The sequence below is a fragment of the Nocardia sp. NPDC058640 genome, from assembly GCF_042716995.1.
Taxonomy (GTDB): domain Bacteria; phylum Actinomycetota; class Actinomycetes; order Mycobacteriales; family Mycobacteriaceae; genus Nocardia.
This window is the reverse complement of the sequence record NZ_JBHXRG010000005.1, coordinates 67,624-84,697: the sequence shown is the minus strand read 5'-3', so window position 1 is coordinate 84,697 and position 17,074 is coordinate 67,624. Positions and strand designations below refer to the sequence as shown.

15 protein-coding genes are annotated in these 17,074 nt (G+C 66.2%); 4 read left to right on the top strand and 11 right to left on the bottom strand.

What is annotated here, in order from left to right:
- The first annotated feature begins 37 nt into the window (after positions 1-37).
- Complete coding sequence (locus ACFWU5_RS09655; RefSeq protein WP_379266776.1) at positions 38-1,282, top strand: TetR/AcrR family transcriptional regulator; 1,245 nt, start codon at positions 38-40, stop codon at positions 1,280-1,282.
- Between the two features lie 95 nt (positions 1,283-1,377).
- Positions 1,378-2,082: a class I SAM-dependent methyltransferase gene (locus ACFWU5_RS09650; RefSeq protein ID WP_379266775.1), complete on the top strand. Its 705-nt coding sequence runs from the start codon at positions 1,378-1,380 to the stop codon at positions 2,080-2,082.
- 48 nt (positions 2,083-2,130) lie between these two features.
- On the opposite strand, the gene ACFWU5_RS09645 is transcribed toward ACFWU5_RS09650, so the two are convergent.
- Entirely contained in the window at positions 2,131-3,276 is a 1,146-nt protein-coding gene (locus tag ACFWU5_RS09645; protein ID WP_379266914.1) for an acyl-CoA dehydrogenase family protein, read from the bottom strand.
- Between the two features lie 35 nt (positions 3,277-3,311).
- A complete protein-coding gene (locus ACFWU5_RS09640) occupies positions 3,312-4,808 on the bottom strand; it encodes an aldehyde dehydrogenase family protein (protein WP_379266774.1) in 1,497 nt (498 codons plus the stop codon).
- A 181-nt stretch (positions 4,809-4,989) separates the two neighbouring features.
- On the opposite strand from ACFWU5_RS09640, the gene ACFWU5_RS09635 reads away from it, so the two are divergent.
- The gene (locus ACFWU5_RS09635; protein ID WP_379266773.1) at positions 4,990-5,976 is read left to right on the top strand and encodes an NAD(P)H-dependent flavin oxidoreductase; all 987 of its coding nucleotides are present in this window, start codon (positions 4,990-4,992) and stop codon (positions 5,974-5,976) included.
- Complete coding sequence (locus ACFWU5_RS09630) at positions 5,973-6,773, top strand: enoyl-CoA hydratase (RefSeq protein WP_379266772.1); 801 nt, start codon at positions 5,973-5,975, stop codon at positions 6,771-6,773. Before ACFWU5_RS09635 ends, ACFWU5_RS09630 begins: the two co-directional genes overlap by 4 nt.
- A 1-nt stretch (position 6,774) precedes the next feature.
- On the opposite strand, the gene ACFWU5_RS09625 is transcribed toward ACFWU5_RS09630, so the two are convergent.
- From ACFWU5_RS09625 to ACFWU5_RS09585, 9 genes are all read right to left on the bottom strand, one after another.
- Complete coding sequence (locus ACFWU5_RS09625; RefSeq protein WP_379266771.1) at positions 6,775-7,836, bottom strand: alpha/beta fold hydrolase; 1,062 nt, start codon at positions 7,834-7,836, stop codon at positions 6,775-6,777.
- 85 nt (positions 7,837-7,921) lie between these two features.
- Positions 7,922-9,250: a lipase family protein gene (locus tag ACFWU5_RS09620; RefSeq protein ID WP_379266913.1), complete on the bottom strand. Its 1,329-nt coding sequence runs from the start codon at positions 9,248-9,250 to the stop codon at positions 7,922-7,924.
- A gap of 131 nt (positions 9,251-9,381) precedes the next feature.
- On the bottom strand, positions 9,382-10,071 hold the full coding sequence (locus ACFWU5_RS09615; protein ID WP_379266769.1) for a TetR/AcrR family transcriptional regulator: 690 nt from the start codon (positions 10,069-10,071) through the stop codon (positions 9,382-9,384).
- A 444-nt stretch (positions 10,072-10,515) separates the two neighbouring features.
- Complete coding sequence (locus tag ACFWU5_RS09610) at positions 10,516-12,732, bottom strand: acyl-CoA dehydrogenase (protein ID WP_379266768.1); 2,217 nt, start codon at positions 12,730-12,732, stop codon at positions 10,516-10,518.
- A 2-nt stretch (positions 12,733-12,734) separates the two neighbouring features.
- A complete protein-coding gene (locus ACFWU5_RS09605) occupies positions 12,735-13,613 on the bottom strand; it encodes an SDR family oxidoreductase (protein WP_379241628.1) in 879 nt (292 codons plus the stop codon).
- A 12-nt stretch (positions 13,614-13,625) separates the two neighbouring features.
- A complete protein-coding gene (locus ACFWU5_RS09600; RefSeq protein WP_379241627.1) occupies positions 13,626-14,498 on the bottom strand; it encodes a MaoC/PaaZ C-terminal domain-containing protein in 873 nt (290 codons plus the stop codon).
- Positions 14,495-14,935, bottom strand: a complete 441-nt coding sequence (locus ACFWU5_RS09595) for an SRPBCC family protein (RefSeq protein ID WP_379241626.1) — start codon at positions 14,933-14,935, stop codon at positions 14,495-14,497. Before ACFWU5_RS09595 ends, ACFWU5_RS09600 begins: the two co-directional genes overlap by 4 nt.
- Positions 14,936-14,970: 35 nt before the next feature.
- The gene (locus ACFWU5_RS09590) at positions 14,971-16,161 is read right to left on the bottom strand and encodes a lipid-transfer protein (protein ID WP_379266767.1); all 1,191 of its coding nucleotides are present in this window, start codon (positions 16,159-16,161) and stop codon (positions 14,971-14,973) included.
- A 378-nt stretch (positions 16,162-16,539) separates the two neighbouring features.
- On the bottom strand, positions 16,540-16,803 hold the full coding sequence (locus ACFWU5_RS09585) for a hypothetical protein (protein WP_379241624.1): 264 nt from the start codon (positions 16,801-16,803) through the stop codon (positions 16,540-16,542).
- Positions 16,804-17,074: the final 271 nt, after the last annotated feature.

The following is a 17,074-nucleotide window of genomic DNA, read 5'->3' as shown; positions in this document are numbered from 1 at the left end:
TAGCCCCCGGCTACCGGGCGATATCATGACCAGCGAGATGGGCAGGACAACGAGCGAACACGCAGCACCGGCGACCGCGGACACGCCACCACGGGTGGTCAAGCGCAGGCCGAAGAACCGTCGTGCGCAGATCGCGGCGGAATCGGCGGCGGCGTTCGGCGCGCACGGCTACCACGGCGTGAGCATGGACGACATCGCCCGCAGGCTCGACATCAGCTCCACCGCCCTCTACCGGCACTTCCCGAGCAAATACGCGCTGTTCCGGGAGGAATTGCTGCGGTTGTCCGGGCTGGCGATGACCGCGGTCGAGCTGCCCGACGACGCGGTGCACTGGTCCCCACGTGCGCGCCTCGATCATGTCCTGACCGCGGTCATCGACCTCACCATCACCAACCGACCCACCGTCGCCCTGGCCCGGTGGGAGCGCCGCTACCTCGCGCCCGCGGACTTCCACGAACTCATCAACCAGTTCACCGCCGCGCTGGCCGCCATTCGCGCCCTCCTTCGTGAAGTACGCCCCGAACTCGACGGTTACGACCGGGTGGTCCGCACGGTGTCGATCCTGGCGATGATCAGCAGTATCGGCGACCACCATGCGACGGTGTCCGCGAAAGCCCTTGCGCCGCTGTTGAAATCGACCAGCTGGGCGTTGATCGATGCCGATCTGTCGGGCGAGAGCACTGCCGTCCCGGTCGACCAGGCCGTGCCACGTCCGCAACCGTTCAAACACGAACTGTTGCTGCGCAAGGCGGTGGAACTGTTTCATGAGCGCGGGTATCCCAACGTCAGCATGGAAGACATCGCGGTGGCCGCGGATCTGTCGGCCGCTTCGGCGGTGTATCGGTATTACCGCAGCAAGAGCGACCTGCTGGCCGCGGCGTTCCGACGCGCAGCGGACCGGGTGTCGGGGGCGATCGCGCCCGCGGTCAGCGCCGCCGAGACGCCCGCGCAGGCGCTGGGGACGCTGATCGACCTGTACGTGCGCGGGTCGTTCGAGGAACGGGCGCTGACGTTCGTCTACTACGCCGAGTTCGCCCACGTGGACCCCGCTGATCAGGTGACCCTGCGCCACCTGCAGCAGTTGATCATCACCGAATGGGCCGAACTGGTGGCGCGAGCCCGACCGGAACTGTCGATCGGCGAGGCCAGGATTTTGGTGCACGCGTCGTTCAGCCTGGTGGTGGACCTGGCCCGCACCTTCGGTGACAACGGAATCTGCCCGCAGCACACGGTGATCCGGATCCTGCAGACCATCGCGCTGGGTGAGCCGCTGCAACGCTGATCGCGTGGTCATTATTCCCGATGTCGTGGCACCGCAATATTGTCGGACTACGCTGGCCCGCAATGCCGCCCATCGAAGAATTGAGGGGAATAAGCGTGACCAGCAGCGAATTCGCGTACACCGGGTGCGACAACCTGGAGGCGATGACCGAAGCGGTCAACTACAACAGGTTTTTGATCGACTGCGTGGATAAACATGTCACGTCCCCGCAGGAACGAATATTGGACTTCGGTGCGGGTCGGGGCACCTATGCCGACATGCTGGCGCAACGGGGCACCAAGCCCGATTGTCTGGAACCCGACGGCGAGTTGCAGCAGTTGCTGGAGTCGAAGGGGTACCACGTGGTCGACTGTGAGACCCCGCCGGCATCGGAAGCCGAAATGTACAGTCTCATCTACTCTTTCAACGTTTTCGAACATATCAAAAATGACCAGGAAGCCTCGGAGCACCTGATGTCGCTGTTGCGTCCGGGCGGCACCATGGTGATCTATGTGCCCGCGCTCGAGGTGCTGTTCACGTCGATGGACACCAAAGTCGGACATTACCGGCGTTATCGCCGCACCCAGCTCAACCGGATTCTGCGCAACGCGGGCTTGGAGATCGTGGAGTCGCGCTATTGCGATCCGATCGGGTTCTTCGCCACGCTGGCCTACAAGTTCGCCGGCAACGACGACGGCACGATCAACACGCGTGCGTTGAAACTCTACGACCGTGCGGTGTTTCCGCTGAGCAAGGCGTTGCAGCGGGTGACCGGCAAGATGTTCGGCAAGAACATTCTGGTCGTGGCCACCAAGCCGTGATCGTCGACCTCGTCGCCACCCCCCGACGGTGGCGACGAGGTCAGCGGGTCACAGGCCCAGCGTGCGGCCGATGATGTCGCGTTGGATTTCGCTGGTGCCGCCGAAAATGGTGGACACCAGCGCGCCGCGGACATGCTTTTCCATGTCGAATTCGCGGGCGTAGCCGTAGCCGCCCATCATCTGCATGCCCTCCAGTGCCACCCGTTTGCTGGTTTCGGTGGCTTTGAGCTTGGCCATCGACGCTTCGCGCGCGAGTATTCTGTCCGGGTTGGCGTCGGCTTCGCGGGCCACGCTGTAGATCAGCAGTTTGGTGCATTCGATCTCGGTGGCCAGGTCGGCCAGGCGGTGGCGCAGGGACTGAAAAGTGCCGACGGGGCGACCGAATTGCTTTCGCTGCGTGACGAATTGGAGGGTGTCGTCGAAGGCGCGTTCGGCGGCGCCCAGGCTCATCGCGGCCAGGATGAGGCGTTCGAAATTCAGGCCCGTCATCAGTTGGCGCCAGCCGTTGCCTTCCTGTCCGACCACCGCATCTTCCGGCAGCAGGCAGTCGGTGAAATAGAGGTCGTTGGTTTCTCGTTGGTTGCCCATCAGCTCGATCGGGGTGATCTGCAGGCCGGGGGTGTTGGCGGGCACGTGGAACATGGTGAGCCCCTCGTGTTTTCCGCCGTCCTTGGAGGTGCGGGCGACGAGGAGGATGTTCTCGGAGATGTGGGCGTTGGAGCACCAGGTCTTCTGGCCGTTGATCACCCAGCCGTCGGCGGTTTTCACCGCCTTGGTGGACAGGTTCGCCACATCGGAGCCGGCCTCGGGTTCCGACATCGAAATCGATTGCGACGCACCACGAACGATGCCGCGCAGCACTTCGTCTTTCTGCGCCTCGGTGCCGAATTTGGCGTAGGCGCCGCCGGTGATCAGCGTCGGACCGATCGCGCCGATCGGCAGCATGCCGCGCAGGGATTCCTCGAGCAGGATGCACATGTCGACCATGGTGGCCGCGGACCCACCGTATTCCTCCGGGACGGTCAGCCCGAGCCAGCCCAGCTCGGCCATTTTCGCGTAGACGCCCGGGTTGTGTTGTTCGGTGTCGTTGGCGGTCAACGCGTCTCGCTGTTCGCGGGTGCCCGCTTCGCGCTTGGCGAAGGCGGCCACGGCCGCGGCGAAATCCCTGTGCTCCTGGCTGAATTCGACGCCCATCGGTGTTTCGTTCCTCATCTTCGAGTCGTGGTGGATTACTTGGCGCGCCCGAAACGGCGGGCGGTGATCTTGCGAACCAGCTGCATGGTCTGTTCGGTGCGCGCGAACGACTGCAGGGCCATGCCGGGGATGGCGAAGCGCTGCCGGGCGATGGAGTGCGGACGGGAGAAGCCGAGAAGTCCTGCGGCGCCGTGGATTCGGCCGATGCCGGACTCCCCCACGCCGCCGAACGGCAGTGCCGGGATCCCCCCGTAGGACAGGGGGCTGTTGATCGAGGTCGCGCCGACTCGCAGCGCACGGGCGATCTCCGTGCCGCGTTTGCGCGAATACACCGAGGAGGCAAGGCCGTAGCGCGACGCGTTGGACAGCTCGATCGCTTCGGCGACATCGCGGACCCCGCGCACGGTCAATGTCGGTCCGAAGGTTTCCTCGCGGACCGCGGTGGAGTCCTCGGGGACGTCCAGCAGCACGATCGGGCCCACGAACGGTGCGTTGATCGACTCGGACCCGCCGAAGACCGCGGTCGCGCCCTTGGCCAATGCGTCGCCGACGTGTTCGGCGACCACGTCGATCTGACTGGGCAACGTCATCGGACCGTACGACGTGCCCGGCGTGAGTTCACCGACCCGCGCGGTGACCTCGACGAGGAACTCCTTCAGTACGGATTCGACCACGTAGCAGCGTTCGGTGCCGACGCAGGTCTGGCCGGAGTTCGCCATCGCCGACCACACGATCGCGTCGGCGGCCGCGGGGATATCGGCGTCCTCGGCCACGATCGCCGCGTCCTTGCCACCGCATTCCAGGACCACGGGCGTGAGTCTTTCGGCTGCGGCGGCCATGATCCGCTTGCCGGTGGCGGTCGACCCGGTGAACGCGATCATGTCCACCCCGGACTCCACCAGCGCGCGACCGGTATCGCCAGGACCGGTGACCGCGCTCAGGATGCCTTGTGGCAGTGCGGGATTGGCGGTGGTGAAGGCGTCGACCAACCAGTGCCCGATCGCGGTGGTGAGCTCGCTGGGCTTGAACACCACGGTGTTGCCCGCGGCCAACGCGTAGGCGATCGATCCGGTGGGTGTGTAGACCGGGTAGTTCCACGGCCCGATCACCCCGACCACGCCGTGCGGGCGCTGCTCGATCACCGCTTCGATGTTGGCCATCAGCAGCCCCGGCCGCACCTTCTTCGGCTTCAACACCTTGTGTGCGTTGGCGCCCGCCCAGGTCATGTGCTCCACCGCGAGGATCACCTCGAGATAGGCGTCATCGGTGGGTTTGCCGTTCTCCGCGGTGATCAGCGCGCAGAACTCGTCGACATTGTTGATGATCTGCGCGGCCCACCGTCGCAGGGCCCTTTTCCGCTCGGCGAATCCGAGGTCACGCCACTGCTGGGCGGCGCTGCGAGCACGCTCGACGGCGGCATCGACAGCGGCGGAATCGTCGATGACCCAAGAACCGATCTGTTCACCGGAAACAGGGTTGACGCTGGTCAGCGTTATCGCAGAAGCGGTTGTGGCAGTGGGCGTTTCGGTCATCTTCGACCATCCTTCGAGTAGTCACGACGCGGACCGCCTCACACTGTTGACAGTCCACCTCAGCGGCCGTTAAGTTAATCCCAATTCTCGCTAAGTTAATCACGGTTCTCGCCGGTTGCACAGAGCTTTTCGAGCTTTCGCGACATCGGGGAAGAAACGTCGAAACCGGACGGAGGGCGCGATGTTGCGCACCCGATTCACCGAGGCATTCGGTGTCGAGCACCCGATCGTGCAGGGCGGAATGATGTGGGTCGGTCGCGCCGAACTCGCGGCCGCGGTCTCGGAAGCAGGCGGCTTGGGGATCATCACCGGCCTCACGCAACCCACTCCGCAGGCCTTGCGGGAGGAGATCGCCCGTGCCCGGGATCTCACCGACAAGCCGTTCGGCGTGAATCTGACCATCCTGCCGTCGATTTCGCCGCCGCCGTATGCGGAGTACCGGCAGGCGATCATCGACAGTGGGGTGCCGATCGTGGAGATCGCGGGCGGCAATCCGGCCACGCACCTGCCGTTTCTCAAAGACGCGGGAATCAAGGTGCTGCACAAGTGCACCAGCGTCAAACACGCGCTCAAAGCCCAGCAGGTGGGTGTGGACGGGGTCAGCATCGACGGGTTCGAATGCGCGGGTCATCCCGGCGAAAACGACACGCCGGGGCTGGTTTTGATCCCCGCCGCCGCGCGTGAGCTCGAGATTCCGATGGTCGCCTCGGGCGGCATCGCCGACGCGCGCGGGCTGGTCGCGGCGATGGCGCTGGGTGCGGACGGGGTGAATATGGGCACCCGGTTCCTGTGCACGGTCGAGTCGCCGATCGCGCAGGTGGTGAAGGAGCAGATCGTGGCCAATACCGAACTGGATACGAAGTTGATCTTCCGGACGCTGCGCAATACCGCGCGGGTGGCCGACAACGCCGTCAGCCGGCAGGTGGTCGACATCGAGCGTGGCGGTGGCACTTTCGACGATCTGCGCGATCTCGTGTCGGGGGCTCGTGGCCGCAAGGTCTATGAGGACGGGGATCTCGATGCCGGGATCTGGAGCGTAGGGCAGTGTCAGGGGCTGATCCACGACATTCCCACCTGCGCCGAGCTGATCTCGCGGATGGTGCGCGAGGCCGAGGAACTGATCGCGGGTCGGCTGGCCGGTTCTATCGTCGAGGCGGTGGCGCGATGAGCCTGCTGGTCAACGAAGAGCGCGGGGTCCTGCGGATCACGATCGACCGGCAGGCGCGGATGAACGCGGTCGACCTCGCGACGATGAGCGAACTGGGCGAACTGATCATCGCCGCCGAGACACGGCCCGAGGTTCGGGTGATCGTGCTGACCGGAGCGGGCAAGGCGTTCTGCACCGGTGCCGATCTGGCCGCGGCGGCTGCGGCCGGGGGCAACGAGGCTTCGCCCGAGGTGGTGATGGATCGCGCGAACGATGTGGTGCGCGCGATCGTCGACTCGCCGCTGCCGGTGATCGCGCAGGTCAACGGTCCTGCCGCGGGGGTGGGTGCGCCGATCGCGCTGGCCGCGGATCTCATCTACGCCGCGGACACCGCCTATCTGCTGCTGCCGTTCACCTCCATCGGGTTGATGCCCGATGGAGGTGCTTCGGCGATGGTCGCCGCGGCGATGGGACGCGTGCGGGCCGCCGAACTAGCGCTGCTCGGTGCGCGGTTGCCCGCGGCCGACGCCGCCGCCGCCGGGTTGATCACCCGCTGTGTGCCCGCCGACCGGCTATCCGACCAGGTCGAGGCCGTGGCCGCCCAACTCGCGGCGGGTCCTCGACGCGCGTTGCAACTGACCAAAGCGGCCATCAATGCCGCGACCCTCACTCAGCTGGACGACGCGCTGGCCCGTGAGAAGACCGGCCAGAGCGAACTGCTGACCTCCGCCGATTTCTACGAAGGCATGACCGCGATGCTCACCCGCCGCCCACCGCACTTCGACGGCGCCGTGCTACCGACCACCGACCCGGTCTAGGTCAGGCAGGAACTGTGGCAGGTTCGCGGCTGAGGAATTCCTCGATCGCGGGCCAGGTGGTGTCGGCGGCGGCCGGGCTGGCGAGCAGGCCGAGGTGGCCGCCGCTGACCTCGACGAACTCCACCTCGGCATTGGGCAGGACCTCGAGGCCGCGGCGGATCGCGGCGGCGGGCACGACCACGTCGCTGCGGCTGCCCGCCAGCAGGACCCGGCAGGTGACCTTGGACAGTTCGATCACCAGGTCCGAGCGCAGGCGCAGGGAACCGTTGGCCAGCTCGTTGCCCAGCACCAGGCCGCGGTGGATCTGCCAGTAGGACCGACCGGGGTAACCGGGCATGGTCGACATGAACCGGTCGGTGGCCTCCATGCGGGCCAGCGCCTCGGGATCGAAAGCGTTGCGCGCCATGTACATCGGACGGGCGAGCTCGCGGTCCAGGGCTTGGATGCGGAAGCCGAGGCGCACGAATTCCTGCGGGATGCCGCCCATGATCTTGACCGCCAGGGCCATCTCCCGGCCGCCGGTGACCTTGGCGAGCAGGCGCAGCGGCATCAGCATCGCGGTGCCCGCCTGGTCGATCGGCGAGGCGAGGCAGGTAATCGAGGCGATCGGCAGGTCCGCGTGCGACGCCGCGGTGAGCAGGGCGAACACCCCACCCAGCGACCAACCGATGAGGTCGACTTCGGCACCGTCGTGTTCGGCACTGACCCGACGGATCGCCTCGGGCAGGATGTCGTGGGTCCAGTCCTCGAGGCCCATATCGCGGTCGGCATAACCGAATTCGCCGTAGTCGACCACGTAGGGCTGGCGACCCTGATCGAGCAGATAGCGCACCAGACTCTGGCCGGGGCGCAGGTCGAAGCACGAGGCGGTCACCGCGAGCGGGGGCACCAGCAGCACCGGGTTGCCCTTGGCGGGCGTGCTGCGGTGGTAGCGCTTCAGCTCGCGGTGCGGGCCATCGGCCACAGTGGTCGACGGCGCGGGACGGTAGGGCTCAAGCCCGCCGCCGAACGACACCGACCAGATATTGCGTACCGCGCGCGGCACCTCATCGATGATTCCCACCGGTATATCCCCTTAGCTGACCACGTTCCGACCCTGCGTTTCCCGTATCTTACCCTGGAGTAAGTTACCGGACGCAAATCGGCGGTCAGGCGGCCCGACGCCGCCTGCGTGGGTGCCGACCATCGCCGCGAAGGGCGTTCGAGGCGGTCAGTGGGCGGCCGAACAGCGCGCGCAGTGCGGCTCGGGCCAGCGCGGCGAAACCGTGCCGGCCGGCCGGAAGGGACAGCACAGTGCGCACGGTGCGCGTCTGCGACGGCGTGGCGGGCACACCCGCGAAGCGGTCGGACAGCCAGTTCAGGCTCAGCGGTGTGGACAGTGGGAGCAGGGTGAGGTGTTCGCTGGTGCGGTCGCGCAGGTAGGTCACGTGGGCGCCGTTGTCGCGGTAGCGCTGGACCAGCGCGTCGATGTCGGCGACCGCGATGATCTGGTCGTGCACCGCCTGCACCACCAGCAGCGGCATCGCGGGCGCTTTGTCGCCCAAAGCCAGGTCGGCGAACACGGCCAACATCGCTTCCATCGCAAGGACTTCCGCGAACGGTGTGGTGGCGTGTCGGTTGACGTTGTAACGGGCCAGGCGCAAAACCGCGGCGGCGGTGGTCGACCGGGCGGCCTTGTCCAGGACCGCGCGTCCTTCGTCGCTGAAATGTGTGGCGACCAGCTCGTCGAAGGCGGGATAGACCCGGCGCAATCCGGCCACGACCAGGGTCGGCAGGCCCGCGTGCAGGGTGCCGTTGAGTCGGTGGAAGGTCGACACGAGGTCACCGACCGGGGAGCCGAGGACCGCGCCGACGATGTCGAGTTCGGGGGCGTAGGTCAGTGCCATTTCCGCGGTCCACGCGGTGGCAAGGCCGCCGCCCGAGTAACCCCACAGGCCCACCTGGGTCGTGGAGTCGAGGCCGCCGGGTTCGAAGGCCAGTGCGGCGCGGATGCCGTCCAGGGCGCGATAGCCGGGTTCGCGTGGTGCGCCCCAGGCGCCGAGCATCCCTTCGTGATCGGGGATCGAAATCGCCCAACCCCTGGTCAATGCGTCGGCGAAGCACAGCATTTCGATGTGGGCGAAGGTACCGATGGCGCGGGAGCCGCGTTGCAGCGCGTAGGAGGGGAACGCGCGCGGGGAGACCGCGTCGATGGCGCACTGGAACGACAGCAGCGGGGCACCGGCGGTCACTCCTCCGGCCGGTGCGAGCACGGTGGTGACCGAGGCTTCGGGGATTCCGTTGAGATCGGTTGTGCGGTAGAGCAATTGCCAAGCTTGCGCCTTCAACCCGATCAGGCCGAACGCGGCGAGTCTGACCGGTCGCCAACGCAGGATGGTGCCTTCGGGCAGTCGCTCGAAGCCGGGGCGTGGTGCGTAGAACGGATCACGGTCGGGCAGCACCGGATGTGTTGGTGCGGGCCAGCTTTCGGCGGTCATGCGGCCCGGCACGCGGGTTCGCTGGACAGCGTCATCGATGTCTCCTCGGTACGAGTTGCCGCTCAGCTTAGTAGTACCAGCGGTACCGAACAAGGTTTGACGCTACCGCGTGTCACAGTTAACTCGGCGGGTCACACCTGACTGGAGGCGGTGAACTCCGCGATCGACGTCAGGGGGTCCAGCGTGATGCCGACCTCGCGCAAGCTCGCGTCGATGATCGCCCAGATGGCGATTTGTAGATACGCCGACAGTTGCGCGGCGTCCATCGGTTGCATGGAACGGCTCAGCCAGCGGTTCACGCTGCCGTCCACGAAGCTGACCAGGCCGAAGGCCATCGGTTCGGCTACCGCCACCGGGGCGGATTGGGCGCGTAGTGCGGTTTCGAAGACCTCGCGGACGGTGCCCGCGATGGCGATCTTGGTGCCGGAGACGATGGGTGAGTTGTGGTCCTTGGTGCCGCTCGAACCCGCGCCGAGGAAGTAGTGCAGGCGGGGGTTGGTGGCGATCCAGCCTATGTAGGCGTCTACGGAGCGGGCTATTGCCTCGGTGACGGTGCCTTCGGGGTTCAGGGTGGGGGCCAGGACTGCCATGAGGTCTTCGACGATGCGGGTGCGGAGGTGTTCGTCGAGGTCTTGGCGGTCTTTGAAGAGGCGGTAGAGGACTGAGCGGGGGACGCCTGCTTGGTCGGCTATTTCTTGGACGCCTACTGAGGGGCCTTGGGATTGGACGGCTTTGAGGGCGGCGGCGAGGATTAGTTCGCGGCGGTCGGCGCGGTGGCGGTCCCAGCGGCTGGCTCTGCCGTCTGTGTTTTGCGCGGTCACTGGTCCTCCTCACTGTGTACCTGGTCTGTGTGGCTGGGGGGCTGTGTTTTTGGAGCGCTGGCGCGCTCGAGCGGGCCCCAGGGGGCCCTGATCTTCCCTCCCTCCGGGTACTCCTTCGTCGCACCCTCCGGTCAGTCCAGATCAGGGCGGGGCCCTTTGGTAGAGACTTCCTGGTGATTTCCCGAACCGAAAAGGCGCTGCCCCTTTGGGTCTGGCCTTGTCGGTCGTTACCCGGATCGAAAAGGTGATGTGTCCTTTGGGTGGGGACTTTCTGGTGATTGCCCGGCCCAGAGGGATGTAGTTGTGTTGCTACGGACTGTAGTACGGGGGGTTTCAGCTATCCCTCCGGGAGGGGTGGGATCGGTCGGGCGTTGGGGCGTACGACTATCCCTCCGGGAGGGGAGGGTTGGGCGGGCGGCGGGGGTTGCCGACGCCCGACCGGGGTTACGTGGTTGCTGTGGCGTCTCGGGGGAGGCCGAGCATTCGTTCGCCGATGACGTTGAGTTGGACTTCGGTGGTGCCGCCGTAGATGGTGGTGGCTCGGCCTGCGATGAGTTGTTCCATGGCGTGGTCGCTGCGTTCGCCGGGGACGGAGACGACGCCGGCTGTGCCTAGTTCGGCTACTACGTATTCCGAGATGGCTTGTCCGAGTGCCATTCCCAACAGCTTTCCTACGCTGGAGGTGGTGGATACGTCTATGCCGGATAGTTGTTTGAGGACTACTCGGGAGCCGATGACGTCTACTGCTCGGCTTTCGGCCATGAGTTCGCCGAGGTGGTAGCACGCTACCGGGGAGAGGTCGCGGTCGGTGGCGAAGCGGAGTAGATCGGTGTCGGTGGCGTAGGCCTCCATTTTCTGGCTCAGGGCTACTCGTTCGCCTGCGAGGGTGGTGCGGGCTACGTGCCAGCCTTGGTCTACCTCGCCGACTACGTTCTCGTCGGGGATGAAGACGTCGTCCAGGAAGACCTCGTTGAACAGGGCCGAGCCGGTCATCTCGCGTAGGGGGCGCACGGTGATGCCGGGGGTGGTCATGTCGAGCACGAAGTAGGTGATGCCTTCGTGTTTGGGCTTGTCGGGGCTGGTGCGCGCGATCAGCATGGCCCAGTCGGAGAACTGGGCGACGGTGGTCCAGATCTTCTGGCCGGTGACGCGCCAGCCGCCGTCGACCTTGGTGGCCTTGGTGGTCAGGCTTGCCAGGTCCGAGCCGGCGCCGGGTTCGCTGAATAGCTGGCACCACACCAGTTCGCCGCGCAGGGTGGGCACGACCAGTTCTTGTTTCTGCCGGTCGTCACCGTGCGGGACGATCGCGCCGACTGCCCAGGTGCCCATCAGCAGCTGCGGCATCTGGATGCCGGAGGCTTTGATCTCCTGCGCGATCACGACCTGCTCGAGCGGGGTGGCCGAGCGGCCGTAGGGGCGGGGTAGGTGCGGGAGGTTCCAGCCGCCGTCGCCGAGGGCGATGAGTTGGTCGTCCTCGTCGTCGATCGCCGCGATCTCGGCGAGCTCGGATCTGATTGCGGCGCGGAGGGTTTCGGCTTCGGGGGGTAGTTCCAGTTCGCTGGACAGGGTCAGGCCCGACAGTGCGTAGTCGGCTACTGCTTCGGCGCGGGTGTCCCGGGTGCCGAGTTGGCCGCGTAGGGCCAGGGCGCGGCGGTAGTACAGGTGGGCGTCGTGTTCCCAGGTGAAGCCGATGCCGCCGTGGACCTGGATGCATTCCTGGGCTACCTGCACTGCGGCGTCCGGAATGATCAGTGCGGCAATGGATGCCGCGTAGTCGGCGGTGTCGTCGTCGCGGTCCAGTGCGGATGCGGCATCCCAGAGGACCGCTCGCGCTTTCTCCAGGGCGATGCCCATCTGCGCGCACTTGTGTTTCACGCCTTGGAATTGGCCGATCGGCCTGCCGAACTGTACGCGGGTCTTGGCGTATTCCGACGCTGTCGCCACGCACCACGACATCACGCCGACCGCCTCGGCACCGAGTACCACCGCGGCCAGCGAGCGCACGCGCTCCGAGCTCACGTCCAGGACGCGATCCGCTGAGATCTCGACCGAATTCGCTTGCAGCGCAGCGGTACCGCGCAGGACGTCGATCGATTCCTGCACTGTGACCGTGAGGTCGACGGGGTCGAAGGCCACCCACCGTTGTGTGCCGTCGATGAGCACGGGCGCGATGATCACATCGGCCGACAAAGCCCCCAGCACCCCATCGGCTGTGCCGTCTACGACGAGGATTCCGTCGCGCGACACTGCGGTCAGCTTCGAGGTCAACGCCACCGCGCCGGTCAGCGACCCGTCTGCCAGACCGGCTAGCTGCGTGTCGAATCGGAAGGGGGCGATCGCTGCCTGCGCGAGGACCGCACTTGCCAACACGGTCGAAACGAACGGACCGGTGTGCAGGCCCCTGCCCAGCGGTTCCAGGGCGACGGCCAGCGTTACCAGCCCGGCACCCTGACCGCCGAGGTCCTCGCCGATGTGCAGGCTCAGCAGGTCCTGGCCCACGAGCGCGTCCCAGTACGGCACCTTGTCCGAATCGCGGGATTCGACTGCGGCACGCACGATCTCGCTGGTGATGGTCCGTTCGACGAAGCCCGCGACCGAGTCGGCCAGCGCCAGATGATCTTCGCTGACGCCGACGCCGAGTTCATAACTGTTGCGCGCCATGGCTACTGGGTCACTTTCAACTGGGCGGCGACCTCGTCGATGGTCCACGGGCCGTCGGTTTCCACGGTGCGCACGTCATGCCAACCGGCCAGTTCGACGATCGCACCGCCCTGCACCGCGAACACCTTGCCGGTGAGCGCGCAGTCGGCCTCGGCCAGGTGCGCGACCAACGGGGAGATGTTGGCCGGGGCGAACGCGTCGAACTCACCCTCGGGAACCTCGGCGGCGAACAGCGCGCCCATGCCGGGGGTGGCCAGGGTCAGGCGGGTGCGCGCGATCGGGGCGATCGCGTTCACGCGCACGCCGTAGCGTTCGAGCTCGTCGGCGGCGACCAGCGTCAGCGCGGCGATGCCCGCCTTGGCCGCGCCGTAGTTCGCCTGGCCCGCGTTGGGCATGAAGGTGCCCGATGCGGAGGCGGTGTTGATCACCGACGCGTTCACCGCATTTCCTGCCTTGGATTGCGCCTTCCAGTACGCGGCCGCGTGATGCAGGGTGGCGGCGTGGCCCTTGAGGTGCACCGCGATGACCGAGTCCCACTGCGACTCGTCCATGCCCGCGATGAACGCGTCGCGCAGGATGCCCGCGTTGTTCACCACGATGTCGAGGGTGCCGAATTCGGTGATCGCCTGGTCTACAAGGGCTTTCGCGCCGTCCCAGGTGGCGATGTTGTCGGTGTTGGCCACCGCGGCACCGCCCGCGGCGACGATCTCGTCGACCACCTGCTGGGCCGGGCCCGCGTCGGTACCGGTGCCGTCGTTGGCGCCGCCGAGGTCGTTGACCACGACCTTGGCGCCTTCGCGGGCGAACAGCAGTGCGTGTTCGCGGCCGATGCCACGTCCCGCACCGGTGATGACCGCGACGCGGCCGTCAAGCTTTCCCATGAGTGTTGTCTCCTAGTTGATTTCGACGCGGCCGTCGGTGATCGCGATCTGGCCGGCCGCCTCGGTGTCGAAGGCGAAGGCCTTGGTGCCGGGCTCGGTGGCGTCGGTGGGCCAGAACGTGGTGGTGATGTCCTGGCCGGGCAGCACCGGTTTGGCGAACCGCACGGCCAACCTGCGCAAGCGGGTGGTGTCGCCGTCGGCGAGTTCGGTCAGTGCGGCCCACGAGGTGAACGCCATGGTGCACAGGCCGTGGTTGATGATGCCGGGAAGCCCTGCCATGCGGGCGATTTCGTCGTCGAGGTGGATCGGCATCGGGTCGCCCGAGGCCGGTGAGTAGCGGAAGGTCTGGTCTTGGTCGATATGCGCGGTGACCTTGGCGGCCGGGTCGCCTGCCCGACCCTCGTCGGTGATCCGGTGGGTGGGCGCGAGCTCCCCCTCCCCCGGTCCGGCGTCGACCTTGCGGAAGAACGCCGTCATCCACTGCTCGTTCACCAGTTCGCCTGCCGCGTCACGGGTTTCGGCGTAGATGACCACGGTCGAACCGTTCGGGCGGCCCACGTAACCGATCGGCTTGGCCTTCACCACCAGTTCGTCGCCGGCGCGGATCGGCCGGTGGAACAGGAAGTCCTGCTCCCCGTGGACCAGCTTCATCAGCAGCTCCACCGGCGCGACCGACAGCGCGGCCGGCGCCATCGAGGTGAACACCGGCACCACCGCGAACACCGGCGGCGCGATGTCACCCGACAGGTGCGCGGGGATCGGATCATTGGTCGCCGCAGCGTATTCCGCGATCCGTTCGGCGGTGACCGAGAACCGTTCTTCCTCGGTCCACTCCCCCAGCGCGGAGCCGTCGAAGACGACTCCCGCCGATTCCGAGGTGGTCACGCGGCCGAACCGACGAGCTCGGTGAACTTGGCCATCGATTCCTTCAGGTCGGCCTCGGCGTGCTTGGCCACGGCCTTGCCGATCGGGCCCACGATCATCGCGCCCTTGAAGCTGGCGTCGAACGCGGCCGAGGAACCCGTGTCGGTGGCTTCCACCTTGAGCACGAATTCGATGGTGACACCGGCCATTCCGGCGCCGGTGATGCGCAGGAACGAGTTCGGCACGACCTCGGCCACGGTCCACTCGATCTTGTTGGCCATGTTCATCACCGACACGACCTCGGTGAAACGCGAGCCCGCGGCGAGCTCGGCGGGCAGTTCACCGCGCCAGCCCTCGTGGATGGTCAGCCACTGCTCCCAGTTCGCGAGATCGCTCAACCGGGCCCAGGCCAGCTCGGGGGCGACGGGCAGGGCGGTGGAAACGGACACAGATGCCATGGTGTTACTCCTGGTGTGATTCGGAAGGGGAAAGGTCAGCGGTTGGCGGGGCGGTAGGCGGTCACCACGACGGCGCCGCCGAGACCGATGTTGTGCTGCAACGCGATTCGCGCATCGGTGACCTGGCGTGCGTCGGCGTCGCCGCGCAGCTGCCAGGTGAGTTCGCTGCACTGGGCCAGCCCGGTGGCACCAAGGGGGTGACCCTTGGAGATCAGGCCGCCCGACGGGTTCACGACCCACTTGCCGCCGAAGGTGGTGGCGTTGTCGTCGACGAGCCGACCACCCTCGCCGGGCGCGCACAGGCCCAGCGCCTCGTAGGTCAGCAGTTCGTTGGTGGAGAAGCAGTCGTGCAGTTCGATGACGTCGATGTCGTCGGGGTCGATCCCGGCCTGCTCGTAGACCTTCAGCGCCGCGGCACGCGACATGGAGGAGCCGACCAGGTTGATTGCGGTGGGTTCGCTGAAGGTGGACGCCAGGTCGGTGACCATGGCCTGCCCGACGATCTCCACGGCCCGATCGGCCAGGTTGTGCCGGTCGACGAAGGCCTCACTGGCCAGGATCACCGCGCCGGAACCGTCGGAGGTCGGCGAGCACTGCAGCTTGGTCAGCGGGCCGTAGATCTGCTTGGCGCCCAGCACTTCCTCGAGGCTGTATTCCTTCTGGAACTGCGCGTACGGGTTGTTCACCGAGTGCTTGTGGTTCTTCACGCCGATCTTGGCGAACTGCTCGGCGGTGGTGCCGTACAGCTCCATGTGCTCCTTGCCGGCGGCGCCGAACATGTACGGCGCGGGCGGCATGGCGAACTCCTGCAGTTCGGCCAGCGCCAGCAGGTGCTTCATCATCGGCTGTTCGCGGTCGTCGTAGGTCGAACCCAGCGACCCCTTCTGCATCTTCTCGAAGCCCAACGCCAGGGTGCAGTCGGCCAGCCCGCCGCGGATCGCCTGGGCCGCGAGGTACAGCGCGGTGGACCCGGTGGAGCAGTTGTTGTTGACGTTGACCACGGGAATACCGGTCAGGCCCAGTTCGTAGACCGCGCGCTGACCCGAGGTCGACTCGCCGTACACGTAGCCGACGTAGGCCTGTTCGACCTGGTCGTAGTCGATTCCGGCATCGGCGAGGGCCTTGGTCCCCGCCTCGCGTGCCATGTCCGGGTAGTCCCATTCCAGCGATCCGGGCTTCTCGAACTTCGTCATGCCGATACCGACGACGAACACCTTCTGAGTCATCTACGCACTCCCATATGCCGCGTGCCCCAGATAGGTGAGACACCGTGTACAACCAATTTAGGTTGGACACGGCGTCCAGGTCAATACCCGGGGGAATGCGGCGGAAAACGCAGCAGGGGCCGCACCTCGAGCGGTGCGGCCCCTGCGGTGACGGCGAAGATCAGCCGGCACTCAACGACGTCAACAGACTCACGATCGTCTTGGTGATCACTTCGGCCAGGAAGTCGGCAGCAGATCCGGTCATAGGTAGAGCTCCTCCTCGGTCGGGCGAAACTTCATCAGGTTGAAACGATCGAACGTCGAAAGTCTGCAACACAATTCTGTTGCCCGTCACAAGAATTCGCGAAAAATCGCTGTCGGACTTGTGAAGTAATTCGCCTACTCGTCGGTGTTGCAAACAATCAATGACAGCGGGCGGACCGGTGCCGGCAACCGTGGCTCTGGCATTTCCTCGAGGTCCGCCAGTGTGGTATGCACGAAGGCCGCAATCCGATGGCGCGCAGTAGGACTGAGCCGACTCACCCGGTCCGAGGTCAGTGGACTCGTCGTGAAATCCTCGCTATCGAGGACCTCGATTTCGGGCACCGGCCAGTTCCGTTCCAGCTCTTCCGAATCCATCGCCAATCGTGCATGCACAGCCACTCACCCCACTGTCTCGCGTCATAAATTCGTATCTCGGGCGAATTACAACACGCACGCCGCAGCGCCAACAAGGATTCTTATTGCGAAGCTTGTGCGTATCGCGCACGGGCGCACCGTGGTCGCGTCCCGACCTCGCGCGGCGCGGCTGCCTAAACTGGGCGGTCAGTGTTGTCTACGAGGGAGGCCGGTCGATGTCGGGTTTCGTGTACAACGGTGAAATCGTCTCGTTGAGCATCGCGGACGGCGATACGAAGTTTCTCGCCCATCTGCA